At 61.7% G+C, this 20,718-nt stretch carries 18 protein-coding genes; 3 read left to right on the top strand and 15 right to left on the bottom strand.

Annotated features, from left to right (window positions below; translation table 11 throughout):
* Positions 1 to 2 precede the first annotated feature (2 nt).
* Genes JBE38_RS07875 through JBE38_RS07865 form a run of 3 tightly spaced genes read right to left on the bottom strand, consistent with a single transcriptional unit; the run spans position 3 to position 5,202 of the window.
* Positions 3 to 3,056, bottom strand: coding sequence for an efflux RND transporter permease subunit (locus JBE38_RS07875; RefSeq protein ID WP_205344080.1), 3,054 nt, complete (start codon positions 3,054 to 3,056; stop codon positions 3 to 5).
* Positions 3,053 to 4,123 carry an efflux RND transporter periplasmic adaptor subunit gene (locus JBE38_RS07870; protein ID WP_205344079.1) on the bottom strand — a complete coding sequence of 357 codons (1,071 nt, stop codon included), beginning with the start codon at positions 4,121 to 4,123 and terminating at the stop codon, positions 3,053 to 3,055. The genes JBE38_RS07875 and JBE38_RS07870 overlap by 4 nt, the downstream gene beginning before the upstream one ends.
* Complete coding sequence (locus JBE38_RS07865) at positions 4,120 to 5,202, bottom strand: efflux RND transporter periplasmic adaptor subunit (protein WP_205344078.1); 1,083 nt, start codon at positions 5,200 to 5,202, stop codon at positions 4,120 to 4,122. The genes JBE38_RS07870 and JBE38_RS07865 overlap by 4 nt, the downstream gene beginning before the upstream one ends.
* Positions 5,203 to 5,323: 121 nt before the next feature.
* Between JBE38_RS07865 and JBE38_RS07860 the strand changes: the two genes are divergently transcribed.
* Complete coding sequence (locus JBE38_RS07860) at positions 5,324 to 6,484, top strand: AAA family ATPase (RefSeq protein ID WP_090367546.1); 1,161 nt, start codon at positions 5,324 to 5,326, stop codon at positions 6,482 to 6,484.
* A 59-nt stretch (positions 6,485 to 6,543) separates the two neighbouring features.
* On the opposite strand, the gene JBE38_RS07855 is transcribed toward JBE38_RS07860, so the two are convergent.
* The 11 genes from JBE38_RS07855 to JBE38_RS07805 form a co-directional block, all read right to left on the bottom strand.
* Complete coding sequence (locus JBE38_RS07855) at positions 6,544 to 7,398, bottom strand: transporter substrate-binding domain-containing protein (protein WP_060755565.1); 855 nt, start codon at positions 7,396 to 7,398, stop codon at positions 6,544 to 6,546.
* Complete coding sequence (locus tag JBE38_RS07850; RefSeq protein ID WP_060755564.1) at positions 7,395 to 8,171, bottom strand: amino acid ABC transporter ATP-binding protein; 777 nt, start codon at positions 8,169 to 8,171, stop codon at positions 7,395 to 7,397. Before JBE38_RS07850 ends, JBE38_RS07855 begins: the two co-directional genes overlap by 4 nt.
* Complete coding sequence (locus JBE38_RS07845) at positions 8,168 to 8,827, bottom strand: amino acid ABC transporter permease (protein ID WP_205344077.1); 660 nt, start codon at positions 8,825 to 8,827, stop codon at positions 8,168 to 8,170. The genes JBE38_RS07850 and JBE38_RS07845 overlap by 4 nt, the downstream gene beginning before the upstream one ends.
* A complete protein-coding gene (locus JBE38_RS07840) occupies positions 8,808 to 9,473 on the bottom strand; it encodes an amino acid ABC transporter permease (protein WP_060755562.1) in 666 nt (221 codons plus the stop codon). Before JBE38_RS07840 ends, JBE38_RS07845 begins: the two co-directional genes overlap by 20 nt.
* 506 nt (positions 9,474 to 9,979) lie before the next feature.
* Entirely contained in the window at positions 9,980 to 10,762 is a 783-nt protein-coding gene (locus JBE38_RS07835; protein WP_060755561.1) for a MetQ/NlpA family ABC transporter substrate-binding protein, read from the bottom strand.
* 126 nt (positions 10,763 to 10,888) lie between these two features.
* Complete coding sequence (locus JBE38_RS07830) at positions 10,889 to 11,812, bottom strand: sigma 54-interacting transcriptional regulator (RefSeq protein ID WP_205344076.1); 924 nt, start codon at positions 11,810 to 11,812, stop codon at positions 10,889 to 10,891.
* Between the two features lie 50 nt (positions 11,813 to 11,862).
* Complete coding sequence (locus JBE38_RS07825; protein WP_060755559.1) at positions 11,863 to 12,444, bottom strand: alpha/beta hydrolase; 582 nt, start codon at positions 12,442 to 12,444, stop codon at positions 11,863 to 11,865.
* Positions 12,445 to 12,758: 314 nt separating this feature from the next.
* Positions 12,759 to 13,160 carry an ExbD/TolR family protein gene (locus JBE38_RS07820; protein ID WP_060755558.1) on the bottom strand — a complete coding sequence of 134 codons (402 nt, stop codon included), beginning with the start codon at positions 13,158 to 13,160 and terminating at the stop codon, positions 12,759 to 12,761.
* Position 13,161: 1 nt separating this feature from the next.
* Positions 13,162 to 13,884: a MotA/TolQ/ExbB proton channel family protein gene (locus tag JBE38_RS07815; protein WP_205344230.1), complete on the bottom strand. Its 723-nt coding sequence runs from the start codon at positions 13,882 to 13,884 to the stop codon at positions 13,162 to 13,164.
* Between the two features lie 51 nt (positions 13,885 to 13,935).
* Positions 13,936 to 14,757: an energy transducer TonB gene (locus tag JBE38_RS07810; protein ID WP_205344075.1), complete on the bottom strand. Its 822-nt coding sequence runs from the start codon at positions 14,755 to 14,757 to the stop codon at positions 13,936 to 13,938.
* Positions 14,758 to 14,997: 240 nt separating this feature from the next.
* The gene (locus JBE38_RS07805) at positions 14,998 to 15,849 is read right to left on the bottom strand and encodes a LysR family transcriptional regulator (RefSeq protein ID WP_205344074.1); all 852 of its coding nucleotides are present in this window, start codon (positions 15,847 to 15,849) and stop codon (positions 14,998 to 15,000) included.
* A 108-nt stretch (positions 15,850 to 15,957) separates the two neighbouring features.
* On the opposite strand from JBE38_RS07805, the gene JBE38_RS07800 reads away from it, so the two are divergent.
* Positions 15,958 to 17,145, top strand: a complete 1,188-nt coding sequence (locus tag JBE38_RS07800) for a CynX/NimT family MFS transporter (protein ID WP_205344073.1) — start codon at positions 15,958 to 15,960, stop codon at positions 17,143 to 17,145.
* Here JBE38_RS07800 and JBE38_RS07795 read toward each other — a convergent pair.
* Positions 17,116 to 19,431: a TonB-dependent receptor gene (locus JBE38_RS07795; protein ID WP_205344072.1), complete on the bottom strand. Its 2,316-nt coding sequence runs from the start codon at positions 19,429 to 19,431 to the stop codon at positions 17,116 to 17,118. The genes JBE38_RS07800 and JBE38_RS07795 overlap by 30 nt on opposite strands.
* Before the next feature lie 154 nt (positions 19,432 to 19,585).
* Between JBE38_RS07795 and JBE38_RS07790 the strand changes: the two genes are divergently transcribed.
* Complete coding sequence (locus JBE38_RS07790; protein WP_205344071.1) at positions 19,586 to 20,530, top strand: LysR family transcriptional regulator; 945 nt, start codon at positions 19,586 to 19,588, stop codon at positions 20,528 to 20,530.
* Positions 20,531 to 20,718: the final 188 nt, after the last annotated feature.

The raw sequence follows: 20,718 nt of genomic DNA, 5'->3' as shown, positions 1-20,718 counted from the left end.
GTTCAGGTCTGTTCTGGTTTGGGCTCCCGGATCTTGTACCAAGCCACATACAGCGCAGGCAAAAACAAAAGTGTTAATAATGTTGCGATGATGATCCCGCCGATCATCGCGTAGGCCATCGGCCCCCAGAACACTTCACGCGCAATCGGGATCATGCCCAGGCTCGCCGCCGCCGCCGTGAGCAAGATCGGCCGGCGTCGATGTTCGGTGGCTTCCACCACGGCATCCCAGGGCGTATAGCCCGCCAGTTCATACTCGTCGATCTGGGTCACCAGAATCACCGAGTTGCGGATGATGATGCCGATCAGCGCCAGGATCCCCAGGATCGCCACGAACCCCATGGGCGTACCCGTAGGAATCAACGCCAGCACCACGCCGATCAACCCCAGCGGCGCGACACTGGCCACCAGGAACATCTTCTGCACGCTGTGCAGCTGGATCATCAGGAAAGTCGCCATCAGGAACAGCATCAGCGGCACCACCTTGGCGATCGGGCCTTGGGCCTTGCCGCTTTCTTCGACGGTGCCGCCGGTGGCGACCTTGTAGCCCACCGGCAACCCGGCGCTGAATTTCTCGATGGTCGGCGCCAACTGTTTGACCAGGTCGGTGGGTTGTATCTCATCGCGCACCGAAGCCTTGACGGTAATGGTCGGTTTGCGGTCGCGGCGCCACACCAGCGGCTGCTCCAGCTCATAGCGCACGGTGGCGAACGCCAGCAGCGGAATCGAGGTGCCGTTGGGTGTGACGATCTGCAGGTTCTGCAGGGTTTCCGGCGTGCCACGCTCGGCATCTTCGGCGCGGCCGACCACGTTGATCAGGTAGATATCATCGTGCACCTGAGTCACCGAGGCGCCGCTGACCACGCTGTTCATCAACTGCGCCACGTCTTCCGACGACAGCCCGAGTTGCCGCGCCTTGTCCTGGGCGATGTCCACGCGCAACACTTTGCCCGGCTCGTTCCAGTCGTAGATGATCTCGCCCAGGTGGCTGTTCTGGTCGAGCAAAGTGGCCAGTTCGATAGCGTGCTTGCGCACCTGGTCGGTGTCTTTGCCGGACACGCGATACTGAATCGGCCGCCCTACCGGCGGGCCCATTTCCAGCGGCTGCACATAGCTGCCGATGCCGACGAAGTCATCGCGCAGACGCTTTTGCAGGCGCGCAATCAAGGCGCCACGCTCTTCCAGGCCTTTGCTCACGATCACCAACTGCGCGTAGTAGGGGTTTTCCAGTTGCTGGTCGAGGGGCAGGTAGAAACGAATCGCGCCCTGGCCGATATAGGTGCTCCAGCGTTGGATGTCCGGGTCATCCTTGATGACCGCTTCAAGGCGGTCGACGGCCTTGCGGGTCTCATTGATCGAGGCGTTCTGCGGCAGGTTGAGGTCGACGAGAATTTCCGGGCGGTCCGACGACGGAAAAAACTGGTTCTGCACAAACTGCATCGAGAACACCGCCGCCACAAACAGCGCCACCGTGATACCGATCGCCCACCAGCGGTTGCGCATGGCCCACAACATGCCGCCATTGAAGGCGCGGCCGATCCGTCCTGGCTCGGCGTTGTGCGGCTTCACATTGGCACTGAGGATATGCACGCCGATCACCGGCGCAAACAGCACCGCCACCACCCATGACACCAGCATGGCCACGGCGATTACCGCGAACAGGGTAAAGGTGTACTCGCCCGCCGAACTGGCGTTAAGGCCAATCGGCACGAAGCCTGCGACGGTCACCAGCGTGCCCGTGAGCATCGGGAACGCGGTGGAGGTGTAGGCGTAGGTGGCCGCCTGCTCCTTGGTTTCACCTTTTTCCAGGCGCGTGATCATCATTTCCACGGTGATCATCGCATCGTCCACCAACAGCCCGAGCGCGATGATCAAGGCACCCAACGACACCCGTTGCATGGTGATACCGCTGTATTCCATAAACACGAACACCAGCGCCAGCACTAACGGGATCGAGCACGCCACCACCAGCCCGGCGCGCATGCCGAGGCTGATAAAGCTCACCACCAGGACGATGACCACCGCCTCGAACAGCGCACTGGTGAAACCGCCCACGGCCTCCTCCACCACTTCGGCCTGATCGGAGACCTTATGCACGCCGACGCCCACCGGCAGGTCGGCAGTCAGCTCATCCATGCGCTCATGCAGCGCCTTGCCAAAGGACTGGATATTGCCGCCCTTCTGCATGGCAATCGCCAAGCCGATGGCCGGCTTGCCATTGAACCGGAACATCGGCCGCGCCGGGTCGACGTAGCCACGGCTGATGTCGGCGATATCCGCCAGGCGATAGAAGCGGTCATTGAGCCGCAGGTTGACGTTGGCCAGATCTTTTTCCGAGGCGAACTGCCCCGAGGTGCGCACGGAAATCCGCTCCGGCCCGGCCTCGATCACCCCGGCGGGCGTCACCGCGTTCTGTGATTGCAGGCTTTGCACCACTTGGCGTTGGTCGATACCCAGCGCTGCGAGTTTGCGCGTGGAGAAGTTCAGGTAAATCACTTCGTCCTGCTGGCCGATCATCTCGACCTTGCCCAGGCCCGGCACCGAACGAATCTCGGCACGCACCTGTTCGACGTAGTCGCGCAACTGGCGCATCGACAGGCCGTCGCCGGTAAAGGCATACACCGAACCGAACACATCGCCGAACTCATCGTTGAACGATGGGCCTTGCAACCCCTGGGGGAAGGTGCCGCGAATGTCGTCGATCTTCTTGCGCACCTGATACCAGATATCGGGGATGGCGTTGGCGCTGGTAGTGTCCTTGAGGAACACGAACACCGTGGATTCACCCGGGCGCGTGTAGCTTTTCACGTAGTCGAGGGAATCGAGTTCTTCGAGCTTCTTCTCAATGCGGTCGGTGACCTGCTTGAGCGTTTCTTCCTGGGTCGCCCCCGGCCAACGGGTCTGGATCACCATGGTCTTGATGGTGAACGAGGGGTCTTCCTCGCGGCCCAGATTCATGTACGAGAACACGCCCATCAGCAGTGCGACGAACATCAGGTACCAGACGAAGGACTGATGCTTGAGGGCCCAGTCGGATAAGTTGAAGCTCCCTTTCATCGCGGGCTGTCCTCATCGATTTTGACTTTCTGCCCGGGTTTCAGGCTGTTCACGCCAGCGGTGACAATGCGTTCACCGGGTTTGACCCCGCCATTGAGCAAGGCGCTGTCGGCGTCACGGCTGAGCACCGTGACGTCACGCGGCTGCACCGTCTGGCTCTGGGTATCGAGCAGCCAGAGGCGGGTCTTGCCGTCGACCTCCTGCAAGGCACTCAGCGGTACTTCGATACGCGGCGCAATGGCGGTGCTCAGGGTCACGCTGATTGCCGTACCGAGGCGAAACGCGGGCGGGGTCTCGGCCAATGTCAGGCGCGCACGCCGGGTGCGCGTGGCGCTTTGGGCCTGAGGTTCGATCTCACGCACAGTGGCGGTGGTCTGTACGCTAGGGTCAAGCTGCCCGGCAACCACGAACACGCCATCGGCGGGCAGCCGCTCGGCAAGGCCGGCAGGCAGATCGATCACGGCTTCCTTGATATCCGGGCGGGCCAGGGTCACCACCTGCTGGCCGGCACTCACCACCTGGCCGGCTTCGGCATTCCAGGCGGTGACAATACCGGCATGATCGGTGCGCAGCTCAGCATAGTTGAGCTGATCCTTGGCCTGGTTGACCGACGCCCGCGCCTGGTCGAGGGACGCCTGGGTGGTTTTCAGGTCGGTCTGGGCCGCGTCGAGCTGGGCCTGGGCACCCACCCCACGGTTGAACAACTCTTGCTGGCGACGCGCATTGGCCTGCGCGTTGATGAACTGCGCCTGCACCCGAGCCAGGTCACCCTGGGCCGCACGCAGTTGGTTTTGTTGATCGGTGGGGTCGAGCAAGGCAAGCAGAGCGCCCTGCTCCACCTCGGCGCCCACATCCACCGCACGCCGTGCGATACGCCCGGGCACACGGAACCCCAGGTTGCTCTCATAGCGAGCCTGGATGGTGCCGGCAAAGCGGCCGAGGTTTTCCTGGTCTTCGGCCTTCACTTGCATGGACAGCACCGGGCGTACAGGCTCGGGCGGCGCCTCTTCCTTGGAGCAGGCCGCCAGCAACAGGCCGGCGGCGAGTAATGCCGTCAGGCGCTTCATGGCTGGGCTCCTTGCTGGGCGATCTCGACCAGCATGCCGGGGTGCAGCAATTGCCCACCGGCTACCACGACTTTTTCGCCGCCTTTGAGGCCGTCGCCGATGATCACTTTGCCGGTGAGGTAACGCGCCACGCTGACTTTATGCAGTTGCGCCTTGCCGTCAGCGTCGATCAGCCAAACAGCAGGTTCGTTGAGGTCTTTGGTCAACGCAGACCACGGCAATTCGATGCTGGCCTTGGCCGGGCCATTGGCGGTGGCGCTCACCACCGAGCCCAACTCCATGCCCTTGGGCAGGTTCTGCAGGGCAATCTTGACCTGCACGGTGCCGGTATTCGCGGCCACGGCCGGGGTCACTTCACGCACCTTGCCTACGGCCTTGATGCTGGGGTTATCCAACAGGCTGACGGTGATCGGAGCCTCCGGCGGCGGTTCCACCAGCAGAGATTCGTAAACGTTGAACACGGCGTCGCGCTCGCCGTCCCGGGCCAGGCTGAAGATCGGTACGGTGGCCTGTACCACTTGGCCGACTTCGGCCTGGCGCGCGGTGATCACGCCAGGGGCGTCGGCGACCAACGCGGTGTAGCCGAGTTGTTCGCGGGCATTGGCCAATTGAGCCTGGGCCGCGGTCAGCGCGCTTTGGCTGCTGCGCAGCGCGGCCTGGGCGGCGTCGTATTCACTGCGGCTGGTGTAGCCCTTGGGCAGCAGCTTTTCCTGACGCACAAAGGCGGCGGCCGTCTGCTTGACCCGGGCCTGCTCCGCCACGACCTGGGCCTGGGCGGAGTCGACGTTGGTCTGCAAGTCTTTGGGGTCGAGCTTGGCCAACACTTGCCTGGCGCTCACGCGGTCACCCACATCCACCATCCGCTGGATGATCTTGCCCCCCACGCGAAAGGACAGGTCGGTTTGCACCCGGGCCTGGATATCGCCGGTGAGCGTGACGGCTGCGGCAAAATCCGCCGGCTGCACGGTCTGCACGAAGACCCTGGAATGTTGCTTGGGTTCGGCCTTTTCCTCGCCGCAGCCGCTTAATAGCGTCAGTAGGCTCAAGCCGATGATACAGGTGGAAATACGACCGCCCATGCAGGCTCCTTTTGCGTGATGCCGACTTGCCAGAGTGTATGCGACTGTGAGCTTAGTTGAGGGTTCCTTATCTGCATGGAGGCTCCCATACTCCAATGGTTCCCCTACCGGTTACTGACCCATGCTGAAAACCCTCGCCGTCGCCAATTACCGTTCGATCAATAAATTGGTGGTGCCCCTGGACCGGCTCAACCTGATCACCGGCCCCAATGGCAGCGGCAAGTCCAACCTGTACCGCGCCCTGCGCCTGCTGGCGGAAACCGCTCAGGGCGGGGTGATCAACGCACTGGCTCGCGAGGGCGGGTTGGACTCGACGTTCTGGGCCGGGCCGGAAAACATCAGCCGGCGCATGCGCAACGGCGAGGTGCCGATTGAATCCACCGTGCGCCAAGGCGTGAAACGCTTGCGCCTGGGCTTTGCCGGGGAGGACTTCAGTTACGCCATCTCGCTGGGGCTGCCTGAGCCGACAACGTCGTTATTTTCCCTCGACCCGCAGGTCAAGAAGGAATGCATCTGGGCCGGCCCTCTCTATCGCCCGGCCAGCCTGCTGGTACAGCGTTCCGGCCCCATGGTGCGCGCGCGGGACGGCCGCTCCTGGGACGTACTGGCCCAACATACGCCCAACTACCACAGCCTGTTCGATCAGGTCGGCAGCCTGCGTGGCTCGCCGGAGGTGCTGTTGCTGCGCGAGAGCATTCGTGGCTGGCGCTTCTATGATCACTTTCGCAGCGACGTGGACGCCCCCGTGCGCCAACCGCAATTAGGCACCCGCACGCCCGTGCTGCACCACGATGGTCGGGACTTGGCGGCGGCCTTGCAGACCATCCGCGAAATTGGCGACCCCGAGGCGTTGCAGCGTGCTGTCAGCGATGCCTTCCCCGGTGCACGCTTGAATATCCAGCCGTTGCAGGGCGGGCGCTTTGCCATCGAGTTTTATCAGGAAGGGTTGCTGCGGCCGTTGTCGGCGGCGGAGCTGTCGGACGGGACCTTGCGTTACCTGCTGCTGATCGCGGCGCTGCTGACGCCACGGCCGCCGATCATGATGGTGCTCAACGAACCGGAAACCAGCCTGCACCCGGATTTGTTGCCGGCGTTGGCCCGCTTGATCATCCAGGCGTCCCGGCAGTGTCAGGTGTGGGTGGTGTCCCATGCCAGCCGCTTGATTGCAGCGTTGCAGCAGGATGAGGGGTGCAACTCGATTGTGCTGGAGAAGGTGTTGGGGGAAACCCAGATCGTCGGGCAGGGGATGCTGGATGCGCCGGCCTGGCATTGGCCGGAGTAGGTATATCCCCTGTAGGAGCTCCCTCGCCACACAAGCTCGCTCCTACAGGGGTAAGGCTATCAGCCCTGCCACTTCCCGCCTTCGACAATCACGCTCTCAGGCGAGGTGTCATCGCTCAGTTCCTTACGCACATACTGGTCATACAGCTTGAGCAAAAACTTCTCTTCGCCCAGCTTCGCCAACTCGGCATTCACCCAATCGCGCAGTTCGGTATTGCCCTTCTTCACCGCCGGTGCAATCGGCGCTTCGTCACCGAGTTTTTCTTGCAGCACACGATAGCCAGGGTTCTGCTTGGCCCAGCTGAACAACACCAGATTGTCCTGGGCATACGCATCGCCCCGGCCGGCCGACAGCGCTTGCAGCGACTCGGAGTTTTTCTCGAACTTGAGCAGTTTCCAATCCGGATGGTTCTTGGTCAGCCAGATATCGGCGGTCGTGCCGGTGGTCACGATGGTGGTGCGGGTCGCCAGGTCATCCAGGCTCTTCACCGCGCTGTCGTTGGGCACCAGGGCCTGTACCGCGACTTTGAGGTTGGGGTTGGTGAAATCCACGGCTTCCTTGCGTTCCGGGGTGACGGTCATGTTGGCGAGGATCAGGTCGACCTTGTCGCTTTGCAGGAACGGAATACGGCTGGCCGGCTCGACGGCAACGAACTCGACCTTGTTCTCGTCGCCCAGCAGGTCCTTGGCAAATTGACGGCCGATGTCGGTATCGAAGCCGACGTAGCGACCCGCCTCATTCACAAAGCCGAACGGCGGCTTGTCGGTAAATACGCCAACAATCAGCTTGTCGCGCGCTTTGATTTTGTCGATGTAGCTCGCGGCGGCGGCCGCAGGTTTGGCAGGCTCTTCGGCCTTTTTATCGCAGCCGGCCAGCAACGCGACGGCAAACAGTGGCAGCAGTAACTTTTTCATATCAGCTCCAGTTCCTTGGTCTTTTTGGGCAGTGTTGAAACAAAGGAGAACTTCTCCAGGAACTGCTGCGCGCGTGCGGTTTGCGGGTTCGTAAAGAATTCTTCGGGGGTGTTGTGTTCGAGGATGCGACCGGCCTCCATGAACACCACGCGGTCGGCGACGGCGCGGGCGAAGGCCATTTCGTGGGTGACGATCAGCAAGGTCATGCCATCGCGGGCCAGGTCCTGGATCACCTCCAGCACTTCCTTGACCATTTCCGGGTCGAGGGCTGCGGTGACCTCATCAAAGAGCATGACCTGTGGGTTCATGCACAACGAACGCACGATGGCGATGCGTTGCTGCTGGCCGCCGGAGAGCTGGCGCGGGAAGGCATCCCGCTTGTCGGCAAGGCCCACGCGTTGCAGTAGTTTTTCCGCCTGCTCGCGAGCTTCACGGGGGTCGCGTTTTTGTACTTTCAATGGGCCGAGCAGGATGTTGTCGAGCACGCTCATATGCGGGAACAGGTGGTAGCTCTGGAACACCATGCCGATGTCCTGGCGTACCTGGCGCCAGTCCGTGGATTTATCCAACAGCTCCCTGCCGGCAAAACGCAGGCTGCCGCTATGCGCAACTTCCAGCCCGTTGAGGCAGCGCAGCAAGGTGCTCTTGCCGCAGCCGCTGGGGCCGAGGATCACCACCACTTCGCTGCTTTGCACACAGAGGTCGATGCCCTTGAGCACCTGCGCCTCGCCAAAGTATTTGTTGAAACCCTGGAACTCGATCAATGCACTCATGCTTGGGCCCAGCGCCGTTCCAGCACCTTGGAGGCGGCCGACAACGGGTAGCAGATAAAGAAGAAAAACAGGAACAGCACGCCGTAGATCAATACCGACTCATAGGTGCGTTCAATGATTTGCTGGCCGACCTTGATCACATCCACGACACCGATCAGCACGGCCAGGGAACTGGTCTTGATGATCCGCGTGTAGACGTTGATGGTCGGCGGCGTCATGCGCTTGAGGGCCTGGGGCAGCAGCACGTAGCCATACAGTTGAGGCGTGGACAGGCCAATCGACAAGCCCGCTTCGCGCTGGCCCCGGGGCAACGAATGCAACGCGCCGCGCACCACTTCGCCCACTTCACTGGCGCCCCACAGCGACAGCACCAACACCGCACACCAGAAGCTGGGAATGCTCAGGCCAAAGAAAATCGGCAGGCCGAAAAACAGCAGGTACAGCCACACCAGCACCGGAATCGCCCGGAACAGCTCCAGGTAGACCCGCAGCACCCGGTTGACCGCCCGGTTGTTCAGCATGCGCAACACGCCATACACCACGCCGCCGACGGTGCTGAAGGCGATGCTCAACAAAGATATCGACAGGGTTTGCGCAGCGCCCTTGCCCAGTTGCGGCAACGACACCCACAACAACTCAAGACCCGAACTGGCCATGCTGGAGCCTCCTTTCCAGGCGGCTGAGCAGCAACGACAGCGGCAAGAACAGCAACACACAAATCAGCGTCAGCACGGCAAGCATTTCGTAGGTCTTGTAGTAGAGCGCGATGTAGCTCTTGGTCGTGTAGAGAATCTCCGGCACCGCCACGGCGGACACCACCGTGGTCTCCTTGAGCAGGAAAATGAAATTGGCGAACAGCGCCGGCAGGCTGAGAATGCCGGCCTGAGGCAGGATCACATGGCGCAACAGTTGCCAGTCGGACAGGCCGATGGACTTGCCCGACTCGATCTGCGCCAGTGGCACCGCTTCTACACCGGCGCGCAGCACTTCAGTGAGGTAGGCTCCGCCGAGGAACGTCATGGTGATGATCGCTGCCCAGAACCCGGAGATATTGAAACCCAGGGCCGGCAAGGCGAAGTACACGAAGAACAGCTGGATCAGCAGCGGCGTGTTACGCGCCAACTCCACATAGAGCGCCACCAGGCGCGACAAATACGGCGTGCGAAACACCAGCAGCGCTGCGTTGACCAGCGCCACCAGCAGTGAGGTGGCGATGGCGATCAGGCCCACTTGCAGCGTCACCCCCACAGCGCGGAGAAACGCCGGCAAGGTGCTGAGGATAAATGCGAAATCGAAGGTCATCGTGAGTCCGTGACGCCGCAGGGTAAGGCGGCGAGTGCAATCCATATCGACGTGGGTAACGCCGGGTAGCACGAACTTTAAAGGTATAAAAAATAAAATTTAAATACCAAAATAGCATATTGATATCACCCAAAAAGATAACCCTCGAACTCGCGGGTTTGGCCAGTGGCAACTATGGTTTTGGGGTCGAAAGATTCGAGGGATCGAACAATGAATGAAGCGAAACCGATGGATCCGCAGGAGCTGGTGAAGTGGTTGGTGGCGTTGCGCCGGGCGATCAACAGCCGCGCTCTCTAAAACACTGAAGAGTCACAGTGAGAGGCAGAAACAAGTTGTGGGAGGGGGCTTGCTCCCGATAGCGGTGAATCAGCCAATAAATCTGGTGACTGACACACTGCTATCGGGAGCAAGCCCCCTCCCACAGTGACAGCGTTAAGCCTTAACTGACTGGCATTAAGGCTTGCCCCCCTCCCACAATTCAAACCTTGAAGGGGGTCTGGCTTAGATCAGAACGCAGGCACGACCGCGCCGTTGTACTTCTTCTCGATGAAGGCTTTGACTTCAGGGCTGGTCAGGGCCTTGGACAGTTTCTGGATAGCATCGCTGTCCTTGTTGTCCGGGCGAGCCACCAGGAAGTTCACATATGGCGACTTGGCGTCTTCGATGATCAGCGCGTCCTTGGCTGGGTTCAGGCCAGCTTCCAGGGCGTAGTTGGTGTTGATCAGGTCCAGATCAACCTGGTCCAGCACGCGTGGCAACAGCGCCGACTCCAGCTCTTTGAATTTCAGGTGCTTGGGGTTGCTGGCGATGTCTTTCGGCGTGGCCAGGGCGTTGCTTGGGTCTTTCAGGGTGATCACACCGGCCTTCTGCAGCAGCAACAGGGCACGGCCGCTGTTGGAGCCTTCGTTTGGAATGGCAACGGTGGCGCCATCTTTGAGCTCGGAAATGTTCTTGATCTTCTTCGAGTAGCCGCCGAAAGGTTCAACGTGCACACCGACCACGGTGACCAGGTTGGTGCCCTTGCCCTTGTTGAAGTTTTCCAGGTACGGCAGGGTCTGGAAGTAGTTGGCGTCCAGACGCTTCTCGGCCACCTGCACGTTTGGCTGCACGTAGTCGGTGAAGACTTTGATATCCAGGTCCACACCTTCCTTGGCCAGGGTCGGCTTGACCAGCTCAAGGATCTCGGCGTGCGGGATCGGGGTCGCGGCGACCACCAGCTTCTCGTTGGCCTGGGCCAGGCTTGCAGTCAGGGCAGCCGCCAGTGCGGTAAACAACAGAACCTTTTTCATGCAGTGTCCTTATCGAAATTCCGGGGCGTCTCTGACGACCGTTTTTATGTGATGTGCCAGCGAAGTGCTATCGCGGCGTGGAAGGGACAATACCTAGATTTTTTATTCCCGAACAATATCTTTTATTCACGTTGATATTCCATTTTGTTCATGTAGCCATTTGCGCAAGGTTTCCTGCTCCGCCGGCGTGGCAGTGCTGAACAGGCGCTGCACCTGTTCCAGCGGTGAGCCGGCCACCGGCAGGTTCAAATGCTCGGGCAAAATCTCATCGCCACTGCTGACCAGCAGCGCAAAATGGATCACGTTCTCCAGCTCACGGGTATTGCCCGGCCAACTGTGGCGCTCCAGCACACGCTGGGCGGCTTCGCTGATCAGCGGTACCGGCAGGTCCAGGCGCTGACTGTAGATGCCGAGGAAATATTCGGCCAGGGACAGGATATCGCCGACGCGTTCGCGCAAGGCCGGCAGCTCGAGTTGGCCCTCGCTCAGGTAATGGAACAGGCGCTCATGGAACTTGCCGGCCGCCACGGCCTGGGCCAGGTCGATGCTCGTCGCGGCCACCAGGCGCACATCCACCGGGCTTGGCTGATGGGCGCCGACGCGGGTGACCTCATGGTTTTCCAGGGCGGCGAGCAGTTTCACCTGGATCGGCAGGGGCAAGTCACCGATCTCGTCCAGGTACAACGTGCCGCCATTGGCCGAGCCAAACCACCCGGCGCGGCTACTGGCCGCACCACTGTGGCTGCCGGCGGCGTATCCGAACAACTCGGCATCGGCATAGGTGGGGCTGATCGCACCGCAATTGACTGACACGAACAGCCCGGTGCGATCACTGCCACGGTGGATCTGCCGCGCCAGCAGCTCTTTACCCGTACCGGTCTCGCCGCGAATCAACACGGGCAGGGCCAGCGGGGCGAGGTTTTCCAGGTCTTCGCGCAGTTGCCGCGAACGCGGGTCGACAAACACCAACGCCTTGGCACGGATGCTCAGCGGGCTTTTTTCCGAATCGGGGAAGGTCAGCAGTGGCTGGCCGTAGGTTTCATGACTCATGGCAGGCTCCCGCCCCCAATCCGCTCAAGGGACGGGGCGTTGAAAAAATATCAGGCAGTGCGCCGGGCGTGATGTTCGAGACGGCTTTGCAAGCGATAAAGGTAGGCGAAGCCCTGCTCCCATCGCTGGTGGCCGGACTTCACATTGATATGACCGGCCCCTGACAAAATGCCGGCTTCGGCGCCCCAATGGCGCGCAAGCTCCAAGGCTCTCGCAGCGCTGACGGCGCTGTCGTTGTCGGAGCTGACCACTTGGCTGGGAAACGGCAGCAAGTCGGTGGGGATGGGTGCAAAGTTGCGCAGGGCGGGGGCACAGGCCGGGCGCTCGACATCGGCCGGAGCCACCAGCAAAGCGCCGCGCACCTGACGCAAAAACGCCAACGGTGCCGTGGCCGCCCAATGCGCGACCGTGATGCAGCCCAGGCTGTGGGCGATGAGGATCACCGGCGTACTGTCGGCGGCAATCGCCTCGGCCAGCGCAGCCACCCAGTCTTCGCGACGGGGAGTCAGCCAATCGGCCTGCTCCACGCGCGTACTGTTGGGCAGGCTGTTCTGCCAATGGCTCTGCCAATGATCTTCTGGCGATCCTTGCCAGCCCGGCACGATCAGGTAACGAATCAACTCGCTGTGCATGGGTGTGCCCTCCTGCAGCGTCTAACGTTGCTGAGCAGTATAAGGACAGGGTTTATATTCGTTAAGGAATAAGAAGCTATTTATTAATAACCAAAATCATATAGTCACCAAATATCAAAAATGGGAGGGGGCTTGCTCCCGATAGCGATCTGTCAGCCACCGATTTATTGGCTGAACCACTGCCATCGGGAGCAAGCCCCCTCCCACCCTGATCGTTTTCCAAACTGAGATTTTTGGTGATGTGTGAATTTCAGGCAAAAAAAAAGGCCGCACCCTGCCAAGGAAACGGCCAAAAAATCGTCGAGGCTTTGCAACTAACGAGCGGTTATCACCGACAGTTTGGTAATCCCCGCGCGCTCGATAGACGCCATGGCTCGCGCCACTTCGCCGTAGTTCACACCATCATCAGCCTGCAGTTGCACCCGCACATCGGGGTCCTTGGCCTTGGCCGCCTGCAGGTTGAACTCCAGCAGGTCCGGCTGGATTTCGTCCTTGTTGATAAACAGTTTGCCGGCACCGTCGATGCTCACCACCAGCGGATCTTTTTGCTCCACCGGCGCCACGGCCTGGGTCTTGGGCAGGTTGATCGGAATCGCGTTGGTCAACAGCGGCGCAGTGACGATAAACACCACCAGCAGCACCAGCATCACGTCCACCAACGGTGTGACGTTGATCTCGCTCAGCACCTCATCGCTGTCTTGCGTGGAGAAGGCCATCTCAGGACGCCTCCTTCACTTTCTGCGGGTTGCCGGCCGCGCTCTTGGTCAGCGAGGGGTGGAGCAGCACGCGGAAGGAATGCTTCTGCGCCAGGCTGTAGAAGTCGTGGGCAAAATCATCCAGATCGGCCGCCGTCAGCTTCAGGCGGCGCAGGAAATAGTTGTAGACCAACACCGCCGGCACGGCCACGGCAATCCCCACGCCCGTGGCGACCAGCGCCGCACCAATCGGGCCGGCCACGGTTTCCAGGCTGGCGGAGCCGGCAGCGCTGATGCCCTTGAGCGCTTCCATGATCCCCCACACGGTGCCGAACAGGCCGATGAACGGCGAGGTGCTGCCGATGCTGGCGACCACGGCCAGGCCGGTTTCCAGGGAGCGACGCTCACGCACGATCTGCTGGCGCAGGGCACGTTCGAGGCGGTCCTGATGGTTGATGGCCTGGCTCAAATCGGCCGCATGGGCAGAATCACCCACCTGGATCGCCGCATAACCGGCCTGGGCCACTCGGGCTGCGGCACCCGGCTGGGTTTCGGCCAGCTCGGCGGCAGAGTCGAGACTCGACGCCGCCCAGAACTGCTGGTGGAACTTGCGGTCCTGGGCCTTGAGACGACCGAATTGCACGCCCTTCAACAACGCCAGACCCCAGGTGGCGACCGAAAAGGCCACCAACAGCCAGATCACCGCGCTTTCGATGGATTCAAGTGGAGATGCCAATGCCATGATGTTTTTCCTCTTTACAGGTCGCGGCGCGCACGACACACCGCAGCGCAATAGTTAGTGAATCTTGAAATCGATCGGTACGCTGACCCAACCGTCCTGGGCGACATCGCCCTGTTTGGCCGGTACAAAACTCCAGCGCTTTACAGCAGCCAGTGCGGCATCATCGAGTTGCTGGCGGCCGCTGCTTTTCTGCACCTGGATCTCGCCCGGCTTGCCGCTGGCCAAGACATGTACCCGCAGCAGTACCGTGCCTTCCCAACCACGACGCTGGGCCAATGACGGGTATTCGGGCGCCGGGTTCTTCAAGTAAGCGGCGTTGGCCGAAGCCGGTGTAACCGGTGCAGGCGCTGCGACGGGCGCTGCCGGAACGGGCGGCGCAGGCACAGGTGGCGCGGGCGGCTGCTCGACCGCCTTCGGGGCCGGCTCAGGTTTCGGCTTGGGCTTGGGCTGCGGCTTGGGCACAGGTTTCGGGATTGGCTTTGGCGGCGCAGGCTTGGCTGCCAACTCATCCACCACCGGTGGCGGCGGCTCAACCACGGGCGGCGGTGGAGGCGGCGGCACAGGCGGTGGCGGCTCGACCACCGGCGGTGCCGGCTGGGAAAACTCGATGGTCATCGGTGGTATTTCCGGCGGCACAATCGGCAGCACCGGCGTGGGTTTCTGGCTCACCCAATAAACCACCGCACCGTGCAAGGCCAACACCAGCAGCCCCAGCAGAACCCCTTCGCGGCGACTCGAAAAACGCTTGGGAGCCTTCTGCAGCCGCAGTTGCCCCAATGGCGCACGGTGCGGCCGGCCAAGGTCGACCAACTCACCACCCGGTGCCTGGCGCCATTGCGCCTCGTGTGCACTGGCGGCGGTCTGGACATTGCCCATGGATTCACTCCCTACGGTTTTCACACAAAAAAACCGACAGGCCTGCCGAAGCGGCCGTCGAGGGCTGAATCATCGGGGCTGGACGCTTATCTCTTAAAGTAATCTTTAAAGTTATAGATAGATTAAAAACGCATAACAGGTACCTTCTCTTCCGCCCAGGCCACGCCCGCCGTGGCCTGGACCGAAGGCTTTGTTTTTCAATGCTTTTCAGGCATACAAAATATTCAGAAAAGGTATGGCTCAGCCTGGGCTGTTTGCACACAAATCGAGCAATTGACGCTGCAGCGTCTGCCCTGGCGCCCCCAAGCCACTACGGCCGTATACAGCCAGCCGCACGCCCTGCACCGTCGGCAAACCACTCTCCTCGCCGAGTACCACATGCCCAGGCTGCAGCACCCGTCGCGGCAACAGGCTGATCCCCAACCCCGCCGACACTGCCGAACACACGCTGGCCAAACTCGCGCTGGAATAACCGATACGCCAGCGCCAGCCGCCCACTTCCAAGTGATGCAACATTTCATTGCGATACAACCCACCCACCGGAAAAGCCACCAGCGGCAGCGGGTCGCGCCCCAGGCACGGGGTGCTGCGGCTGTCGACCCAGCACAACGGTTCCGGCCAGGAAGCCAGGCAGTCATCGCTGTGGCACATCTGCTTGACCAGCAGCACGTCAAATTCACCGCTGCGGTACTGGCGCTGCAATTCGGGACCGAGGCCGCTGGTGACCTCCAGCCTCACTCGGGGATGGCTCACCACAAAGGCCGACAGCAATGGCATCAGGCGCTCGGCGGCAAAATCCTCCGGCACCCCAAGGCGCAGCACACCGTCGTTTTGCTGGTTGACCAACACATCGGCGGCTTCTTCATGCAGCGCGAGGATGCGCCGTGCATAGGCCAGCAACCGTTCACCTTCGGCGGTAGCGACCACCCGGCGCTGGTCGCGGTCGAGCAACTGGCACGCTACCGCGTCTTCCAGGCGCCGGATCTGCTGGCTCACGGTGGATTGGGTCAGGTGCAGGCGCTCGGCGGCGCGGGTGAAATTGGCGCAATCCACCACGGTCACAAAACTGCGCAATAACACGGGATCGAACATGGGCGTCACCATTGCATTTGCCACTGGTTGGCATGGTTATATTTAATTTCAGAATACCTGCGACGCTCGCCATACTCACGCCTCGTCGATTGAGCGTAAGGGCACTGCATGACCCGCCAAACATCCCTCGCCGGCTGGGGCCTGCTGGTCGCGCTGGGCCTGAACCTGCGACCGATCCTCAGCTCCATCAGCCCGTTGCTCGCGGACATTCGCCAGGCTACCGGCTTGAGCTTCCAGAGCAGCGCCCTGCTCACCAGCCTGCCGGTGATTTGCATGGGCCTGGTGGCACTGGTGGGTGTGCGTCTGGAGGCCCGCCTGGGTGAACGACGCGGCATCGCCCTGGGCTTGATAATGATCCTGTTGGCCTGCCTGGCACGCTGGTTGATGGGCCAGGCTTCGGCACTGTTGGCCACGGCGTTGCTGGGCGGTGCCGGCGTGGCGCTGATCCAGGCGTTGGTGCCGGCGATGATCAAGCGCGAATTCCACCGCCGCGTGCCGGTGGCGATGGGCGTGTATTCGGCGTCATTGATGGCCGGTGGCGGGCTGGCGGCCCTGCTGAGCCCGGTAGTCGCCACGCATTTTCAGCAATGGCAGGCGGGCCTTGGGGTCTGGCTGCTGCCCGCAATCGCTGCACTGTTGTTGTGGGGGTTTGTACCGCTGGGTGCGGCGAGAAGCGCAACCGTGATCCCCATCTTCAAGGGCCTGCGCAATCGTCGGGCGTGGCTGCTGGCCGTGTATTTCGGCCTGGTCAATTGCGGCTACATGAGCATGGTGGCGTGGCTGCCTGCGTACTATCAGCAACTGGGCTGGGGCGTACTGCCCAGCGGTTCGCTGCTGGCCTTCATGACCCTCTTCCAAGTGAGCGCCGCGCTGCTGATGCCGGTGCTGGCCCAGCGCGGCATCGACCGACGCCCCCTGCTCGGCATCAGTCTGCTGGCGCAGACCGTGGGCTACCTCGGCCTGTTGATGGCACCGCAGCAGTTCCCCCATGTGTGGGTGGCGCTGATCGGCTTCGGCCTGGGCGCCTGCTTCGCCTTGAGTTTGCTGTTGACCCTCGACCACCACCGCGACCCGCGCCAGGCCGGGCAACTGGCGGCCTTCGTGCAAGGCGTGGGCTTTTTGATCAACGCCATTTCGCCATGGCTGACGGGCTGGCTACGTGAACTCACCGGCACTTTTGTCAGCGCCTGGTGGGTACTGGCCGTTACCGTGGTGGCGATGCTGGTGGTGACGCGGGTGTTCAGCCCGGCCACCTATCGCAGCGGCTCAGAAGTCGTAGCGGCCAGTCACGCCTAGGGTACGAGGCGTCCCCAGCAAGCCTTCATAGCCGCCGTTACCGCCTGTCCACAACGTGGTGTAGTAGGTTTTATCGAAGGCATTTTTCAGCCACAACGACACGTCCCACTGCCCCTGCTGGTAGTTGCCGCGCAGGCCGGTAGACAGGTTGACCACGGCATAGGCGGGAATCTGTCCGTAATCGGAGTCTTCCACGGTGCCCACCGCTTTCGAGCGGAACGCATAGCTGGCGGTCACGTAGGGCTCGAAGCCGTTATCCAGGTTCCACTTGTATTCGCCATTGGCGTTGGCGATCCACTTCGACGCGCCGACCACTTGATGCCCCGTGAGGTCGCACGACGCCGGCGCACCGGGGCGCAAGCTGACTTCCGGTGGGCATGGCGCATCCTTGTAAGACAGGTAGCTCACATCATTGAACGAGCCGTTGAGGTTCAGCGTCAGGCCCCTGACCGGCACCAGGGTGCTTTCCACTTCCACACCACGCGAGCGTACGGACCCGGCATTGGTCAGGTACTGCACGCGGTTGTCTTGATCGTAGGCGTTGGTCTGGTAGCCGTTGACCTGGGTCCAGAACAGGTTGGCGTTAAGCTGCAGGCGGCGATCCCACAGCGTGCTCTTGAAGCCCAACTCGGCGTTGTTGGCACGCTCGGTGCCGATCAGCAAGGAGTCGGCCCCGGCGGTCGGCGCGGAACCCACGGCCAAATTGACCCCACCGGATTTTTCGCCATGGGACAGCGTCGCGTACCCCAACAGGTTTTCATTGAAGTGATAGGTGAGGTTGAGCAGCCCAGAGGGCGTGGCGCTGTACTGATTAAGGTCGCCCGAGTCATACGCTCCCGTGCGCCCGCGTCGCGCCGTGGCAGCGGCGCCGGCCACCGCAGCACCACCCAGCGGCGCATTACGCGTGACCCAGGCGCTTTTCTCTTCATAGGTGCCGCGCAGACCGGCGGTGAAATCCAGACGCTCCGTCAAGTGCCAGGTGCCTTGGGCGAATAACGCAAAACTGTCGGTGCGGATATGCCCGTTGCCGACACTGCTGACATTGTTCAACGCACCAGCAGGTGTGCCGTTCCAGATATCTGCCTTGGGCCCGTAGTAGGCGAAGGACTTGTTATCCAGGTCGGAGCCGAAGTAATACGCGCCCAGCACGTAGTCGAAGAAGCCACCGGTGGGTGAGGCCAGCCGGAACTCCTGGGACCACTGTTTATCTTCCACCGATACGCCGGCGTTGTACGACGCGGGCACGTTGAGTCCGTCATCGTTGCGCGGGGTGAAATTCCACCAGCGATAGGCACTGACCGACGTCAGCGTGAAGTCACTCGGCAACGTCCAGTTGGCCTCCAGCGATGTGCCGCCCTGGAACACCGTGACATGCTGGTCGCTGTCCAGGTTGACCTTGCGATGCGTGCCGTCCACCAGCGTTGCCCCCGCGGCAGCGGCCCGCGACTCATACAGGTTGGTGCCATTGATGGTCGGCCCGGTGCTGTACAGCACACGGGTGCCGGCGCTGGAATCTTCCTCGTTGTAATCGCCGATCCAACGCAGGTTAAACGTCTCGCTGGGCTTGTACAGCAGTTGCCCGCGAAAGCCCTGGCGTGAACCGCCATTGAGGTCGTGGCCGTCGTATTGGTTCTTGATGTCACCGTCGCTGCGCGTGCGGTAAGCCGAGAAACGCCCCGCCAAGTCATCGCTGAGCGGGCCGGAAATCGTGCCCTTGGTCTGGAAGTAACCGTCCTCGCCCAACGACGTCTCGATACTGCGCTCGGGGGTGAAACTCGGTGCGCGGGTGCTGATGTTGATCACCCCCGCCGTGGTGTTCTTGCCGAACAGTGTGCCTTGCGGGCCGCGCAAGACTTCAAGCTGCTCGATGTCCATCAAGTCGAACACCGCCATGCCCGGCCGCCCAAGGTACACGTTGTCGATATACAGCCCCACGCTGCCTTCCAGGCCGTCACTGGCCGGGTTGTTGCCCAGCCCGCGGATCGACACGCTGGACTGGCGTGCATGCATATAGGCGACATTGACGCTGGGCACCAGTTGCTGCAGATCCTGGATCCGATACACCCGCTGACTTTCCAGGGCCTGGCCACCAATCACGCTCATCGGCGTCGGCACGTCCTGGGCGCTTTCGGTACGCCGCCTGGAGGTGACCGTGACGGTCTCCAGTTGGCCGCTGGCGTTCTCGCCCTTGCTTGCCGGCGCGGGTACTTCGGCGGCCTGGCTTGGCGACCAACTGCTGCTACCGGCCACTAATACGGCCATGGGCAAGGACTTCAACAGACTCATAAGCGGCTCCCCAAGCGGAAATATCCAACAACACATATTCCCTAAAGTTATTTATTTATGGTTTAACGAACATTTACTGCATAAGAGATTGCCTTTATAAGGAGTCGACCTGATGCATAGCCAATGCATTTCCCGGATATTTTTGATGTGAAAAATGCATATCGACCTGCGCCAGCTTCGCCACTTCATCGCCCTTGCCGAACACCGCAGTTTTGTCGCCGCGGCGTTGGCCGTGAGCCTGTCGCAGTCAGCGTTCAGCCGTAGCATCCAGGCGCTGGAACACAGCGCCGGGTGCCAACTGGTCGATCGTGGGCGCAAGGACCTGGCGCCCACCAAACAGGGCCAGGTCCTGCTGGAACATGCACGCCGCCTGGTCAGCGGCGCACAGCAATTGGCCAACGAGATCAGCCAATTCAATGGCCTGGAGGCCGGTGAACTGCGCTTCGGTTGCGGGCCGGCACCGGCCGGCGGGTTGGTCCCCCGCGCCATCGGCAGTTTTATCGGGCGCTACCCCAAGGCCCGCGTGCAATTCCAGGTGGATGACTGGCAAAGCCTGAGCAAACGCCTGCTCAGCGAAGAATTCGAGTTCTTCGTCGCCGACACCCGCCACTTCGAAGCCAACCCGGACTACCACACCCACCGCTTGCGCCCACGCCGCTGGTACTTCTGCTGCCGCGCCGGGCACCCGCTGGCCCAGCGCGAGAGCGTGAGCGCCGCCGAGCTGATGAGTTACCCCCTGGCCGTGACCATCCGCCCGCCGAACCTGCGCAAAGTCATCGTCGACCTCAGCGGCCGCCCGGATTACCTGCCCAATGTGGAATGTGAAAACGGCTACAGCCTGATGGGTGTGGTACTGCGCTCGGACGCCATCGGTATCGTCAGTGCCAACAGCGACGTGCTGCACATGGCCCGGGGCGAATTGGTGTGCCTGACCATCGATGGGCTGGCGGAGGACCTGGAGGAGCGTTACACCCGCTACGGAATTGTCAGCCGGGCGGGCTATCGGCTGTCGCCGCTGGCGGAGGCGATGATCGAGCAGATCAAGCAGATTGACGAACTGGATGAGGATGTGTGTGCCTTGGAAAACCTCGCAGTCTGAACCGACGCTTTCGCGAGCAAGCCCGCTCCCACAGGGGACTGCATTCCAAATGTGAGAGCGGGTTTGCTCGCGAAAACGCCAGGAGCAGCACCCATGCATTCACTGCATCAAACCCAGTCCCCAAATGCACTTGCCAGTCCCCCACCCGAACGGCGAAAAAACCCGCCTGTCCTCTGTTCGGTGAACCT

The organism is Pseudomonas sp. ICBG1301 (assembly GCF_016918385.1).
Classification (GTDB): Bacteria; Pseudomonadota; Gammaproteobacteria; order Pseudomonadales; family Pseudomonadaceae; genus Aquipseudomonas; species Aquipseudomonas palleroniana.
The sequence above is the reverse complement of the archived record's forward strand: the minus strand, read 5'-3'. Positions and strand labels throughout refer to the sequence as shown.